Origin of the sequence: Orenia metallireducens (assembly GCF_003001995.1) — a bacterium.
Classification (GTDB): Bacteria; Bacillota; Halanaerobiia; order Halobacteroidales; family Halobacteroidaceae; genus Orenia; species Orenia metallireducens_B.
In genome coordinates, this window is sequence record NZ_PVNB01000044.1 from 1 (window position 1) to 15,303 (window position 15,303).

The following is a 15,303-nucleotide window of genomic DNA, read 5'->3' on the forward strand; positions in this document are numbered from 1 at the left end:
TCAGCATCAAGACTGATTACCTCAGCACTTACTGGTCCATCAATCAATTCACATATCTCTTTAATTCTAGTATGAAAATCAACATCTCCCTCTTTAGCTACTAGACTTGGATTAGTAGTAACACCATCCACAACACCTAAAGCAGCAGCCTTCTTAATCTCTTCTAAATTTGCAGTATCAATAAAAAATTTCATTCTCTCCACTCTCCTTTGTTATTATTGTTATATTTAGTTTAAGACTACACTTTAAATTTATTAACTAAAGTATTTAGTTTTTTGACAAAATTATTTAACTTGTTACTGCACTCTAATATAGAGTGTGCTGACTTATCTTCTTCTTCTTTTATCATCACTATCTCTTCAATTTCAGATAAAAGATCTTTATTAGACTCTACAATATTCTTAACCTGTTTGTTAATTCTATCTATTTTAATAGATATCTGTTCAAAGAAATCTTTACATTCATTAATATTAACAACTTCTTTTTCAATTTGCTGATTATTATGATTGATAATCTTTACAGCATCATTAATACATAGAATTAATCCTTCAATATTATTTCCAATATTATCAACAGAATCTTGAGTTTCAACAGATAAATTTCTAATTTCCTCAGCTACTACTACAAAACCTCGCCCATAATCTCCCCCACTTGTTCTACCAGAACCATCTATAGTATAACTTGCTCTGGCTGCTTCTATAGACGCATTTAATGATAATAAATTAGTCTGTTCAGCAATATGAGCAATAATATCTGTAACATTCTTTATATCATCTGAGGTTTGTTCTAGAGTTTTAATAATATCAATTGACTTACGAGAGGATCTAATAATATTATCCATATTCCCTTGAATAGCATTCATCCTCTTCAAACCCCTCTGAATATAATAATTAACATTACTAACCTCATTAGATATATCAGCGGTATTATTATTAACAGTTTCTATAGAAACTGTCACTTCTTCTGTTGAAGATGAAATTCCCTCTATTAAAACTGTAGTCTGTTCACTAATACAATTCAAGTCTTGACTAGAAATATAGATATCTTGATTCATACAATTAATATTTTTGACCATCTGCTTTAACTCTTTAGTCATAATATTAATTTCTTGAGCTAAATTACCCATTTCATCTTCTCTATCTAATTCAACTTTAGTTGTTAAATCACCACTAGCTATTAATCTAGTTTTGTCAATAATATGACTTAATGGTCTAAACAATAATCTATTTAGCATTTCTGATAAAGCAAATTGAATGACTATTATACTTAGAACTAGTATAATTGTTATTATTAAAAATATCTCACCCATTATGTCTTTTACTATTGAAAAAGGAACTCCCACCATCCAAACACCAATATTATTACCAGCTTTATCTTTTAATGGAGAATAATCAATATAATATTTATGACTATCTATCTTAATAATATTATGATAATCTTGACCATGTTTTAGAACTTTCTCCCTTACAATTGAAGTTAACTCTATCTGCTTATTTATATTAGTATCTATCAATTGATTATTTAAAAAGATAGCAACTATTCTTTGATATGTAATATCATGATCAGATAAATATCCTGCTATATCCTTAGAAATTAAGAAACTACTTTTAATTGGAGTTTTCCCCTTATATAATTGACCATTCTTATCTTCCCACAAGCCTGGATACTTCAAATTCAAAATCTTATACCCTGTAGTTTGATTCTGCTCTGAAACTTGCATCAATATTCTCCTTGTCACAACTATGTCAACCGCAAAAAGACTGACTAAAACAATAATAATTATTGCACTTATAACAATTAAATTAAATTTTAACTTTAATGATTTTTTTATCTTTTTTAACATTGTTCCCACCCTAAATAAGGTTTTATCTTAATTTGTAATATAAGTATACATTAGTGATTATTCCTTTGACATATATAATAAAGGTGTGATAAACAAGAAAAGCTATCACTTTTTATACTAATCACACCTTTATTTAAAACAAAAACTTACTTCTTCATAGAGACATCTGCCCACACAGCAGCAATTAAAACTAGCCCTTTTACAATTGATTGCCAAAACATCGGAGTATTTAATAAACTCATACCATTATCAAGGCTTGCCATAACTACAGCACCGATTATTGCTCCAATTACACTTCCAACTCCTCCTGATAAACTCGCACCACCTATTACACAAGAAGCTATCGCATCAAGCTCTGCCATATTTCCAGCAGCTACTGAGGCAGCATTTAGTCTAGAAGTCAATAATATACCTCCAATAGCAGCTAGTAAACCATTTAATAAAAAGACCATTAACATAGTCTTTTTAATCTTAATTCCCGATAGTTGAGCAGCCTCTTCATTTCCACCAATAGCATAAATATGGCGACCAAAAACAGTATTTTTAGTAATATAGAAGAAAATTGCAGCTAAGAACAATAGTAACAATATAGATACAGAAATTCCACGATATGCATTCATAACGAATACAAAAATTACTATCCCCAAAATAGTGAGTGCTTTTTTAGCAAACTCAAACTTAGCAGGTAATACATCAAAACCATATGCTAACTTCTTCTTTCTAGTTTTTCTTTGATAATAGACTAAATAGATTGCAACTACTAAACTTATTGCTAAGCCTACGAAAGGAGATACATACCCTTTACCTAAATATCTAAAAGTATTACTCATTGGACCAATAGTAGTACCATTAGTGATTCCTACTAAAACACCTCTAAAAATCAAATAGCCCCCCAAAGTTACAATAAAAGAAGGAACTCTTTTATATGCTACCCACCAGCCATTCCAAAGACCTAATAAAGCACCTACTAGAAGAGTAATTAAGATTGATAAAACAGGATTTAATTCTAGCCAAACATCACATATAGCCACAATACCTCCTGCTAACCCTACTAAAGAGCCTACTGACAAGTCAATTTCTCCCATAATGATAACTAAAACCATACCAATTGCTAGCACAGAGGTAAAGACTGATTGTCTAAATAAGTTAGATATATTTCTAGGAGATAAGAAAGAACCTCCTGTTGCAAAGGTAAAAATACCCCAAATTCCTATCAAAGCAATTATCATCATATAGGTCTTAACATCTATATTAATTTTAAATTTTTTATTTAATTTCATTTTTTCAATTATTACTTCACCCATAATTACTCCCCTCCAGTTAAATAAATTCTATTATTTTTGTCTACGTATTCATCATTTATATCCACGTGACAATATATGCCATCTTTCTCTCCAGTTGAGCAAGCCATAATCTCTTCTTGCGTAACTTTATTATCTCTATTATAGAATCTTCCTGTTACCTTTCCTTCTGTCAAAACTAAAATCCTATCACTCATCCCTATAACCTCAGGAAGTTCAGAAGAGACCATAATGATTGCTACCCCTTGCTCAGCTAATTCATTCATCAAGCTATAAATTTCTTGTTTTGCTCCTACATCTATTCCTCTTGTCGGTTCATCAAGAATTAGTACTTTTGGTTCTGTCATTAAATTTTTGGCTAAAACCACTTTTTGCTGATTACCACCACTTAGATTAAAGATATTGGTCTCCAAAGATGCTGTTTTAACCTTCAACTTTTCAACAAACTCTTGCACTTTCAATATCTCTTCACTCTGATTTACAGATAGAGACTCTTTAAACTTCTCTAAACAAGCAATCGAAGTATTACTTCTAACATCCATAGTATGAATCAATCCAAATCTCTTTCTATCCTCTGGAGCAAGAGCAATTCCTTTCTCTAAAGCTTCTAAAGCAGAATTGATTTCTATTAAATCATTATCTAAGTAAATTTCACCTTCCTTTTTAGCAGGAAAAGTCCCAAAGATACTATTTACTAGCTCTGTTCTCCCTGCCCCAACTAACCCAGAAATACCTAAAATTTCTCCTTTTCTTACACTAAAGCTAACATCATTAACGATCAGCTTCTCAGAATTATCAGGATCATAAACATTGAAGTTCTTAACCTCTAAAACCTTTTCGCCAATCTTTGCAGTCTTATTAGGAAACATATGACTAATCTCTCTACCTACCATCATCTTGACTATATCTTTCTCACTAAGATTTTCAATCTGATCACTACCAATAGCTTTTCCATCTCTGATTACTGTTGCTGAATTCGCAATCCTAAAAACTTCATCTAATTTGTGAGAGATATAAATACAAGTCACACCATCTTGACGCAAGTCATCTAATATATTTAAAAGTATATCTACTTCAGCATCAGTAAAAGAATCTGTTGGTTCATCTAATATTAATATTTTAGAATCCTTTGCTAAAGCCTTGGCAATCTCTACAAGCTGCTGCTTGCCAACTCCTAAGTCACCTACCTTTGTTGCTGGTTTTACGCCTTCTAGTCTTAACTTCTTAATCCATTTATTAGTCTGGTCATACATAGCATTCCAATCTAGGATACCATTTTTTTGAATTTCATTACCCATAAATATATTCTCTGCAACACTTAATTCTTCAAATAAAGCCAATTCCTGATGAATAACAGCAATTCCCTTCTGCTCTGCACTCTTAATCGATTCAAATCTTTGTTCTTCACCCCTTAGTAGAATTTGTCCTTCATAGCTACCATAGGGATAAACCCCACTTAATACTTTGATAAGGGTTGATTTTCCTGCACCATTCTCTCCACATAAAGCAAGAATCTCTCCTTTTTTTATCTTAAAAGAAACCCTATCCAATGCTCTAACTCCAGGAAATTCTTTGATAATATTTTTGGTTTCTAATATATATTCCATGACATATCCTCCTTTTAAAGAAAATAATGAGATCAATAAAATCTCATTATTTTCAATTAAATAAATATTAATTATTTTTCAGGCCATTTATCTTTAGGAATATCCTTATAAACTTCTTCCATAGTATGGAATCCATCTTTAATTACTGTATCTACCATATTATCTTTATCTACTTGAATTGGAGTTAATAGAATTGAAGGAACAGCTATTTTACCATTATTAGTAGTCTTACCATCTGTCTCTATCTCTTCTCCTTTAGCCATTTTAACAGCAGCCATAGCTGCCTCACTTGCCAATTTACTAACTGGCTTATAAATAGTCATGGTTTGAGTTCCTTTTACAACCCTTTGACAAGCAGCTAAATCTGCATCTTGTCCTGAAATCAACACTTCACCTGCAAGCCCCTGAGCAGCTAACGCTTCAATCGCCCCTCCAGCAGTACTGTCATTAGAAGCAACAACTACATCAATATTATTTTTATTGGCAGTTAAAGCATTTTCTATAATCTTCATACCTTCTTGGGGTAACCAATCTTTTGCCCATTGGTCACCAACAACTTCAATAGCTCCACGGTCAATATAAGATTTCAACACATTCATTTGTCCTTGACGAAATAACTTAGCATTATTATCAGTAGGGGAGCCTCCCATTAAGAAATAATTACCTCTAGGCTTCTTATCTACTAGATATTGAGCCTGTAACTCACCTACTTTTACATTATCAAAAGAAATGTAGTAATCTACATTACTATCCATAAGTAATCTATCATAAGATAAAACTTTTACTCCATTGTTATGGGCTTCTTCTACTACGCTTCCCATAACTTTACCATTGTGTGGTACTACTACCAAGATATCGATACCTTGGGTAATTAAATTTTCTGCTTCGGATAATTGCAATTGATCATCACCATTAGCAGACTGTACTAACACCTCTGCTCCTAGCTCCTTTGCCTTCTTTACAAAGATATCTCTATCATGCTGCCATCTCTCTAAACGTAAGTTATCCATTGATAATCCAATTACTATCTTATCATCCTTTTTGATATCTTCTTTCTCATCTCCAGTCAGCCAATCAAAAAAGCCTGCCATAGTCGCTGTGCTTGCCATAAAGACAACTGTTAAAACCAAAGAAATTATCACTAAATTTTTCCTCATCATTATCCTTCCTCCCTTATAATTATGACAAAAGATTTAAAAAAGTTATAAACTTATCATAAATATTTAAATAAAAGAGAAAAAATCTTATAAAATTAATATAATATTATGCTCTTATGAATACCTTATATAAATCTTATATTTTCCTCTTCAAATTAAAGCCTACCCTAAATTTATATCATCTTGCCAGTCAAGACTAACTTTTAAAAGATTTATAAACTTATTATCAATATTTGAAGAAGAGAAAAACTTATAAAACTAATATAGTGTTATATTATTGTGAATATCTTATATGATTCTTATATTTCTCTATCCGAATTAAATCTCAACTTACTTTTATAGTGAATTCATATCCCTTTATTATATAAATCAATATAGTTAGTTCTCGATTATTTGACTTAAAGCTTTAAACTCATCTTTTAAACTAACATACAATTGCTTATATAACTTATATTGTTTATCATATAATTCAACACTTTCTAGATTAGGGCTAATAACCTCTTTAACTTTGATAATACTATTGGCTGCTTCTTCAAAGCTATCATAAACCCCCACACCAACTCCAGCAATCAAAGCTGCTCCAAAAGCAGGTCCTTCTTCAACATTTAACAGACTAATTTCATTAGCAAAGATATCAGCAAGAATTTGTTGCCACAACTTACTTTTAGCTCCTCCACCAATAACTCTAATCTCAGTAATCTCTACACCTTTTTCTTTAATCAACTCTAAAGAATCCTTCAGCCCAAAGGTCACCCCTTCCATGACACTACGGATAAAATGTCCTTGTTGATGTTTACCAGAAACACCAAAATAAACACCACGAGCATTAGGGTCAGCATAAGGAGTCCTTTCTCCATAAAGATATGGTAAGAAAGTTAACCCTTCACTACCTGGCTTCACTTTAGCAGCCAACTCATTTAAATGGTCATAATCTAACTCATCAGCAAACAACTCTTCTTTCATCCAACTAAAGCAACGCCCTGCTGATAGCATAACACCCATCATATACCAGCTATCTCTTTTAGCATGATTAAATAGATGGATCCTACCTTGATCATCAGCTACTGAATTATCAATCTGAGCTAGAACCACTCCTGAAGTTCCGATACTTACCATCACACGACCTTCTTTAACGATTCCACTTCCCACAGCTCCACAAGCATTATCAGCTCCACCAGCTACCACTGGAGTCCCAACTGCCAAACCTGTTTTTTGAGCAACTTCTGCTGTTATTTCCCCAACAATTTCTGTCGAATCAACTACTGGAGGTAGAATCTCCTTATCAATACCTAACTTATCCAATAACTTCTCAGACCATTTCTTCTTCTGCACATTAAGAAATAACATTCCTGCACCATCAGAAACTTCTGTATAGATTTCACCAGTTAGTTGATAACGAATATAATCTTTAGGTAATAATAAATGTCTAATTTTATTATAATTCTGCGGTTCATTCTCTTTAAGCCATAAGACTTTAGGGGCTGTAAAGCCTTCTAAAGCAGGATTAGATACATAATTTATCAAATTATCTAATCCCCCCACCCTTTCATAAATCTCTTGACATTGCTTAGAAGTCCTTGTATCACTCCATAAAATTGCAGGTCTAATCACCTGCAATTGTTCATCTAAAAAGACAGAACTATGCATCTGACCAGATAAACTAATCCCTTTAATTTGACTAGTGTCCACTTTACTTTCAGTTATAATTTTTTTAATAACCTCTTGAGTAGCTACCCACCAATCTTTGGGATTTTGCTCTGCCCAACCAGATTTAGGAGTTGATAAAGGATAGCTTCTTGTTTTATTAGATATAACTTTACCCTTATCGGTAATTAAAATACCCTTAATACCACTTGTACCTATATCCAAGCCTAATAAATAACTCATTTAGAAGCCTCCTTTAATTTTCACTATTGAATTCGCTAATTCTTAAAGTTCAAAGATATATTGATTTAAAATGTTTTCTAATAATTCTTGTCTACCAGATTTATTAACAACTTGATCATTTTCTAATGCATAAGCCTCTAGTTCTTTAAATCCAACTTTTCTATCTACAATATCTTTTCCTATCCCTTCACTAAAGCTACTATAACGTTCTGCTACAACTTTCTCTAATTCTCCAGCTTCGAGTAATTTATGAGCAACCTTTAATCCTTTAGCAAAGGCATCCATACCTGCAATATGTGCGTGGAATAAATCAATTGGCTCAAAAGATCCTCTTCTTACCTTAGCATCAAAGTTTAATCCACCTCTATGCAATCCACCATTTTTCAAGATCTCATACATTGCAAGAGTTGTAACATATATGTTAGTTGGAAATTGGTCAGTATCCCATCCTAGTAACATATCTCCTTGGTTAGCATCAACACTTCCTAATACTCCATTAATTCTAGCAAAATGTAATTCATGTTGCATTGTATGACCTGCTAAAGTAGCATGGTTTGTCTCAATATTTACCTTAAAGCCTTTATCTAAGCCATACTTTCTTAAGAATCCTAATACAGTTGCAGTATCAAAATCATATTGATGCTTAGTTGGTTCTTTTGGTTTAGGCTCAATTAAGAATTGTCCATTAAAACCAATTTCCTTAGCATAATCCACTGCCATCTGTAAAAATTTTGCTAAATTATCTTGCTCTAATTCCATGTTGGTATTAAGTAGAGTTTCGTAGCCTTCACGTCCACCCCAGAATACATAGTTTTGTCCACCTAACTCTTTAGTTACTTCCATTGCTTTTTTAACTTGAGCTGCTGCATAAGCAAATACATCCGCATTAGGAGCTGTAGCAGCACCATGTACATATCTAGGATTTGAGAAGGCATTAGCAGTTCCCCATAATAATTTAATCCCTGTTTCATCCATCTTCTCTTTAATTAAAGCAACAATCTCATCTAAATTTTGATTAGTTTCTTTTAAAGTCTCTCCTTCTGGAGCAATATCCCTATCATGAAAACAGAAGAATGGCATATTTAACTTAGACATAAATTCAAAAGCAACTTCAACTCTTTTCTTAGCTATATCCATTGCTGAACCAGTATCCCATGGTCTAAGTGCTGTACCATCACCAAATACATCAGAACCTTCTCCAGTCAAAGTATGCCAATATGCCATAGAGAAACGTAAATGTTCTTCCATAGTCTTATCTCCAATGACCTCTTCTGGATTATAATATTTAAAAGCTAATGGATTCTTAGTATCCTTTCCTTCATATTTTATTTTTGAAATATTTTTGAAAAATTCAGTCATTTTAACTCCTCCTAAGTGTTTTTTGTATTTTTTTAAGGGTTTTTTTAAGTCTTAAAAAAACTAAGGTGAAAAAATAATCTAGCTATAAAATTTTTTACAAATTACTCACCCCCTCTTAATAAATTAATATGAGAATCAAAGACCAATTTAGCTATTCCATAAACTGTCGCATTATCTCCTAATTTACTGAATTTTATATCAACTTTTTTGTAAGCTACAGAAAGTGATTGAGCTTTGATAACCTTTATAACTTCATCACTTATATACTCTTTTATTTTTATAATGTTACCACCTATTACTATCAATTCTGGGCTCAAACTATTAACTATATTAGCCAATCCTATTCCTATATTTTCACCTGTCTTTTTTAAAATTTTAATAAAATCTTCATTACCACTTTTAGCTTCCTTATACACTTCATCTATATCTAAAATTTCTTTATTAGACAACCTTTTTATTTTTTCTAAAATGTAACTCTCTGAAGCATAGGTCTCCCAGCACCCTTTATTTCCACAATGGCATTCATAACCATCTTCTTTAATAATTAGGTGTCCAAATTCACCAGCATTTCCACTTGCTCCTTTATACAACTTCTTATCAAATATAATCCCACATCCTATACCTTCATTTATGGAAGCAAAGACCATATTGTTAACTTCAGGATATATAATATCTCTTTCTCCAATTGTAGCAACCTTAGCTTCATTTTCTAAATAAATTGGAAGATCATATTGTTCTCTAAAGATCTTTACTATGTTAATATCTCGCCATCCTAAATTAGGTGCAAACTCTAAAACTCCTTTATCTTTATCGACCAAGCCAGGTACTGCAATACCTATCCCCAAGATTTCATCATTATTAAGATTTTGGTCTTTCATCATCTCATCTATTTGAGTAAATATCTTCCTTATTATTGTACTAGAAGAACTTTTATCTGTTATCAATATAGTATGCTTCATTACTACTTTTAATTTTAAATCAAAAATTACTATCTTGACCTTATTAACCTCAATATCTACACAGAGCATATAAGCTTTTTTAGAATTTACAGTTAAATATACTGGTTTTCTTCCTCCATTTGAAAAACCTTTATCAGTTTCAACAACATAACCCTCTTTTATTAAAGTTTTTACATGATTAGAGATTGTACCAGGACTATAATCAGTTCTCTCTGCTAATTCTTTACGGGAAATTGAATCATGCTTATGAATCAATTGAAAAATATTAATCAGATTCATATTTCCCATTATATTAGAATTTGTAACTTCAATTTTCTTCATATCTAAACTCTCCCTCTACTTATCAACTTATTTTAGATTACTTAATTTAATAATTACATTAATATATTGTATAAACAAACAATAAATATTTTACAGCATAAAATATAAACTTCTTACTTGTAAACTTATAATTTTCAAAAATTCCATTAGTTTGATCTATCTTCTTGGTATAAGAACTCTATCCTTTAGCATAATAACTATTTTTATTTTATAACTTAATTTAAGTTTTAAATTAAGTTATAAAATAAAAATTGACACTTTTATTATTTTCTTTACTAAAAGTATAATCTACTTCCTGTAAATTGTCAAGTTTTTTTAATAAGTTTGATAAGATAAAATATAAGAACATCTACCCACTCCCGAAATTCAAAAGATTATAAAGTAGAATAATTCTAAATAATATATAATAAAGGAGAGCATTTATACCACAAACTCTCCTTTATTCTACTACTACTTATTGCTTAAATATAATCATGTCTACTCTAAAATATAAGATCAATCAATATAAAACTTATAGCTAGTCTTTGCTCTATAAATCTTCTCTGGTGTATAGGTCTTAGTCGCTAAGCTATCAACATTAATTGCATCTGGGTAATCTTGAGTCTCTAAGCAGAGAGCTAAATGCTTTCTGGCTTCTTGACCACTATTTAATAATCCTTGATCCTCTTGTCTCATCTGATTTCCTGCATAAAAGACCAATACTGGTTGATCTGTAGACATAACTAAAGCTCTACCTGACTCTTTATCCTTTAAGATTATAGAATCTTCCCCATTTTCTAAAACATAAGGATGATCATAACCACCTGTATACTCAAGCTGTCGATAATCTGCTGCAATCTCTTTTCCTATTTCTTTAAACTCTCTAAAATCAAAGGGAGTTCCCTCTACTTCTCTGATCTCTCCTGTAGGCATAGACTTCTCGTCCAAAGCTAAAAATTTAGCAGACTCTATCTTTAATTCATGATTTAAAATATCAGTCTTAGCCTCTCCTGATAAGTTAAAGTAAGTGTGGTTAGTTAAATTGATAATTGTCTCTCTATCTGGAATAGCTACATATTCTATCTCTAAGGTATCATCTATCAATAAATATCTAACTGTAAACTCTACATCTGCTGGAAATCCTTCTTCTAAATGAGGACTGAAATAACTTAGCTCTAGTCCATTTTCTAGCTCTGTTACCTCCCAAATTCTCTTATCAAGACCTGTTCCACCATGTAGGTTATTTTCATTTTCATTAGCAGCCAATTGATAGACCTCTCCATTAAGCTTAAATTCTGCATTACTTATTCTGCCAGCATGTCTACCGATAATAGCTCCAAAGTAAGGTGACTTAGTTAGATAATCCTCTAGATTATCATATCCCAATACCACATTCTCCATCTTACCATTTTTGTCTGGAGCATAGAGCTTTGTAATAATTCCTCCATAGTTAAGTACATTAACCTGTAATTTTTCATTCTTTAAGATATATTCGATTACTTCTTCACCAGTTGCTAATTTACCAAAATTCTTTTTTGTTATCTCCATCTGATCATCTCCTTAGCTTTATGAGTTTTATTGCTTAATAGATATATCGAGATACTCTATACTTTAAAAAATAAGCAAAATTTTCATTGATCTAATTAAAAAAAGTTACGGGAAAGCTTATCAGCTTTTTCCCGTGTTACTTTTAGCATTGCACCCCAAGAGTACTTCCTCAGGAAGAAAAAATACTTCCTTCAGGGCGCCCTAAAAGTAACCAATTAGAAACCTTCAAAATCTTTTAATACTCTACTCTCAATTTGAGAAAATATTGCCATATTTTTATATTATTTCTCTACTATCTCAACCGTTGTATCTTTTCCTACTACTACTAAATCAGCCATATCTATAAATAGACCATTTTCCACAACACCTGGAATTTGATTTAGTTTTGAATTTAATTCCGCTGGATTCTCAATTTTATCAAATTGGCAATCTAAGATATAGTTATCATTATCTGTGATAAAGGGCTGATCTGCTGACCTTCTTAAAGTAGCTTTACAGCCTAATCTCTCTATCTGAGACAGAGTATTTTCCCAAGCAAAGGTTGTCACTTCTACTGGTAAAGGAAACTTTCCTAAGATCTCTACCATCTTAGTCTTATCTACTACGATAATTAACTTCTTACTAGCATAAGCTATAATTTTTTCCCTTAATAGCGCTCCCCCGCCACCTTTAATTAAATTGAAATCAGGATCGACCTCATCGGCTCCATCAACAGTTACATCAATATGATCAACCTGAGCCAATTCAGTCAAAGGAATATTCCACTCCTTGGCAAGCTTCTTAGTATCTTTTGAGGTAGGAATACACTTAACTTTCAATCCCTCTTTGACCAATTCTCCTATCTTTTTAGTGAAGTAATAGGCTGTGGAACCTGTTCCTAGCCCAACAATCATTCCATCTTTAATATAAGAAGCCGCTTTCTCTCCTGCAACTTGCTTTAAGTTCATTGACTATCACCCTCCTCTAAATTCTTAGTTTTTCATTTATTAATTATATACTAATTAATCCATCTTAACCAATTCAAAGATTCTAGCAGTGTTATTTTGAGGTAAGGATACCGTTAAAATACCTGAGCTTTGATTCCAATAGCCCTCACCCTCTACTTCTAATGGATAAGTCATTCTAACTTTAACTTCCATCCCTTTTAAATGCCTAATAGGTAATCTACAAGTATTAACTTGACTATTCAAACGCCATACTGCTACATAAGTCTTCTTAGCTGTTTTAAGTCCTAAGCTAATCCATTGATCATCAAAGGAAGGCAGACCTAAAGGCCAAAAAGGTAAGGAATTCTTGATATCTTCACGAATACCTTTATAATAATTAATACCCTCTTTAACTAATGCTTTACGCTCTTGATCTATCTCAGCTAAATGACCACTTTGGTGGATTCTCATTAAAATAGCATTGACCATATTAAAGATAACTTCTTCTTGGTCTCCATCTGTCAAGGGATAAGACCAGACTGCACATTGCTCTGGCGTTACTAAAGAAGGGGCTGCTGCTGCAATGACCGCATTCTTACGATAATCAGTCTGATCACTACTAGATTGAATACTATGACTCTTTAACAAAGCATAGTCCATTCTCATTCCACCACTACTACAATTTTCAATCACTAAATCTGGATATCTTGCAAAAATACTATCTACCCAAGCTAAGTAAGCTCGATTATGTTCAAGTAATCCATCACCAAAGCTATCAGCATTAAGCTCTGTTCCTGCCCCTGCATCAATATTATAATCCATTTTAATATAACCTACTCCATAATCTTCAATAAGGCGTTCAACAACTTGATTAGCATGGTTAATTACTTCTGGATTACGAAAGTCTAATTGATAGCGTCCATGATCAATCACCCTTTTACCATGGCGGCAGAAGAACCAATCATCGGGTACCTGATCAGCAAGTTGGCAATTGATACCCATTACTTCTAACTCCAACCATAATCCTGAAACCATCCCTTTAGCTTTTATGTAATTTAGAGGTTCTTCTATCCCCTGTGTAAATCTCTCTTTAGATGGTAACCATTCACCAACACCATCCCACCAATAACCATCATCATACCAACCAGCATCGATACAGAAATATTCACAAGCAGCCTCTTCTGCAGCATCAATCAAAGGAAGTAGCTTCTCAGTAGTAGGTTCTCCAAACAAGCAATTCATATAATCATTAAAGATAACTGGTAATTCTTCATTATCTTTATTAGGCCGTCTAATAGCTCGACGATAAGAAGTTAATTCTCCAATAGCATCGTTAAAATCACCTTTAACAGAACCAATAGCAACAGGTACTGTAGTAAAGGATTCTTGAGGTTTAAGCTTCTTCCACCATTGATGTTCCTGCTCTGTTGGTCCACTTAATTGGAGATAAAGATTTCTGTCTATATCGCTAATTTCCCATTGCCATGAACCATTATGTTCAATCTGCCAGAAAAAATTAGTCCCTGCTTCAATATTCTCTAACATACCCATCGGAGCAAACTCCTTTGCAGACCAAGTTCCTGTATTACTGATAGAGATTCTCTTCATTGAAAAGTTTGAGACTGGATATAAGCCCAACTCTCTCAAAGAATAATCCTTCCATTGAGCTTCACCTTGCCAAGTATGATGGGGAATATAAAGTTTCATCTTATTACTCCAAGATTGTAAACCTTCCTTAGCAATCCCAGTTAACGCAAAGGAGGAGACATATTCAATTCCAAGTTCCTCTTCTCCTTTGTTCTCTAAATCTACCCAGCTAGAAATAACAGAAATATCATTATAAAATTGAAGATGGCTAGTTACTTCTAAACATGTTATCAAATCTTTTAAAATAAACTCTAGTTTTCTTCCTTGATGATTACGGTAATCTTTATGAGTCTGGTATTCTAACCTCTTAGCTGGTAAAGTTCCCGTATGCTTGGCACCGTGATGATCATCATGATTTTCTCCACTTAGCTGAACCTCTACTAAACGAAACCATTTATTATCATTACCTTCTAGCTGATTTTTTAAGTTAAGAGCTGAAAAATGTAACAATCTAAGATCCTGGTCTTCAGTAATTTCAAAGACTAAATTCAAATCATTTTCTTTAATTTTAATGATTTCATACATAATAACCAGACCTCCTAGTCTAGCCAATTTCTATATTTATTAAAATAAGAATCCATACATACTTAAAGAAGTATTAATGGATTCTTATAATAATCATTCTATAAAACTTATAATAATTTGTATTTAAACCCAAATTATTATTCTAATCGCTAAACCTTATTTTTATAACTTAGCTAAGATTTTTTCTGCTACATCTTCAGCTGTGAAACCAAAGTGCTTAGCTACTTGCTCACCAGGACCACTA

The 15,303-nt window shown here is 32.3% G+C and carries 11 protein-coding genes; all 11 read right to left on the minus strand.

Annotated features, from left to right (window positions below):
* The coding region (locus tag BX659_RS17690; protein ID WP_301178936.1) for a transaldolase family protein at nt 1–194 on the minus strand (194 nt) is incomplete at its 3' end.
* Between the two features lie 44 nt (nt 195–238).
* Nucleotides 239–1,720 (minus strand): methyl-accepting chemotaxis protein, encoded by a 1,482-nt coding sequence (locus BX659_RS17695; RefSeq protein WP_181186458.1) that lies wholly within the window; start codon nt 1,718–1,720, stop codon nt 239–241.
* 269 nt (nt 1,721–1,989) lie between these two features.
* On the minus strand, nt 1,990–3,147 hold the full coding sequence (locus tag BX659_RS17700; RefSeq protein WP_097019560.1) for a sugar ABC transporter permease: 1,158 nt from the start codon (nt 3,145–3,147) through the stop codon (nt 1,990–1,992).
* Nucleotides 3,148–3,149: 2 nt separating this feature from the next.
* Nucleotides 3,150–4,751, minus strand: coding sequence for a xylose ABC transporter ATP-binding protein (locus BX659_RS17705; RefSeq protein WP_097019561.1), 1,602 nt, complete (start codon nt 4,749–4,751; stop codon nt 3,150–3,152).
* Between the two features lie 71 nt (nt 4,752–4,822).
* The gene (xylF, locus tag BX659_RS17710) at nt 4,823–5,842 is read right to left on the minus strand and encodes a D-xylose ABC transporter substrate-binding protein (protein ID WP_374956488.1); all 1,020 of its coding nucleotides are present in this window, start codon (nt 5,840–5,842) and stop codon (nt 4,823–4,825) included.
* A gap of 444 nt (nt 5,843–6,286) precedes the next feature.
* A complete protein-coding gene (gene xylB / locus BX659_RS17715; protein ID WP_097019563.1) occupies nt 6,287–7,795 on the minus strand; it encodes a xylulokinase in 1,509 nt (502 codons plus the stop codon).
* Between the two features lie 42 nt (nt 7,796–7,837).
* On the minus strand, nt 7,838–9,154 hold the full coding sequence (gene xylA / locus BX659_RS17720; protein WP_097019564.1) for a xylose isomerase: 1,317 nt from the start codon (nt 9,152–9,154) through the stop codon (nt 7,838–7,840).
* 101 nt (nt 9,155–9,255) lie between these two features.
* Nucleotides 9,256–10,434, minus strand: coding sequence for an ROK family transcriptional regulator (locus BX659_RS17725; RefSeq protein ID WP_097019565.1), 1,179 nt, complete (start codon nt 10,432–10,434; stop codon nt 9,256–9,258).
* A gap of 495 nt (nt 10,435–10,929) precedes the next feature.
* Entirely contained in the window at nt 10,930–11,961 is a 1,032-nt protein-coding gene (locus BX659_RS17730; protein ID WP_097019566.1) for an aldose epimerase family protein, read from the minus strand.
* Between the two features lie 281 nt (nt 11,962–12,242).
* On the minus strand, nt 12,243–12,908 hold the full coding sequence (gene rpiA, locus BX659_RS17735; RefSeq protein ID WP_097019567.1) for a ribose-5-phosphate isomerase RpiA: 666 nt from the start codon (nt 12,906–12,908) through the stop codon (nt 12,243–12,245).
* A 54-nt stretch (nt 12,909–12,962) separates the two neighbouring features.
* Entirely contained in the window at nt 12,963–15,059 is a 2,097-nt protein-coding gene (locus BX659_RS17740) for a glycoside hydrolase family 36 protein (protein ID WP_097019568.1), read from the minus strand.
* Nucleotides 15,060–15,303: the final 244 nt, after the last annotated feature.

What these genes read in the sequence shown, in the direction of transcription:
- BX659_RS17695 (WP_181186458.1), bottom strand. Translation starts at nt 1,720, where the DNA reads ATGCAAGTTTCAGAGCAGAATCAAACTACAGGGTATAAGATTTTGAAT.
- BX659_RS17700 (WP_097019560.1), bottom strand. Translation starts at nt 3,147, where the DNA reads ATGGGTGAAGTAATAATTGAAAAAATGAAATTAAATAAAAAATTTAAA.
- BX659_RS17705 (WP_097019561.1), bottom strand. Translation starts at nt 4,751, where the DNA reads ATGGAATATATATTAGAAACCAAAAATATTATCAAAGAATTTCCTGGA.
- xylF (WP_374956488.1), bottom strand. Translation starts at nt 5,842, where the DNA reads ATGGCAGGCTTTTTTGATTGGCTGACTGGAGATGAGAAAGAAGATATC.
- xylB (WP_097019563.1), bottom strand. Translation starts at nt 7,795, where the DNA reads ATGAGTTATTTATTAGGCTTGGATATAGGTACAAGTGGTATTAAGGGT.
- xylA (WP_097019564.1), bottom strand. Translation starts at nt 9,154, where the DNA reads ATGACTGAATTTTTCAAAAATATTTCAAAAATAAAATATGAAGGAAAG.
- BX659_RS17725 (WP_097019565.1), bottom strand. Translation starts at nt 10,434, where the DNA reads ATGAAGAAAATTGAAGTTACAAATTCTAATATAATGGGAAATATGAAT.
- BX659_RS17730 (WP_097019566.1), bottom strand. Translation starts at nt 11,961, where the DNA reads ATGGAGATAACAAAAAAGAATTTTGGTAAATTAGCAACTGGTGAAGAA.
- rpiA (WP_097019567.1), bottom strand. Translation starts at nt 12,908, where the DNA reads ATGAACTTAAAGCAAGTTGCAGGAGAGAAAGCGGCTTCTTATATTAAA.
- BX659_RS17740 (WP_097019568.1), bottom strand. Translation starts at nt 15,059, where the DNA reads ATGTATGAAATCATTAAAATTAAAGAAAATGATTTGAATTTAGTCTTT.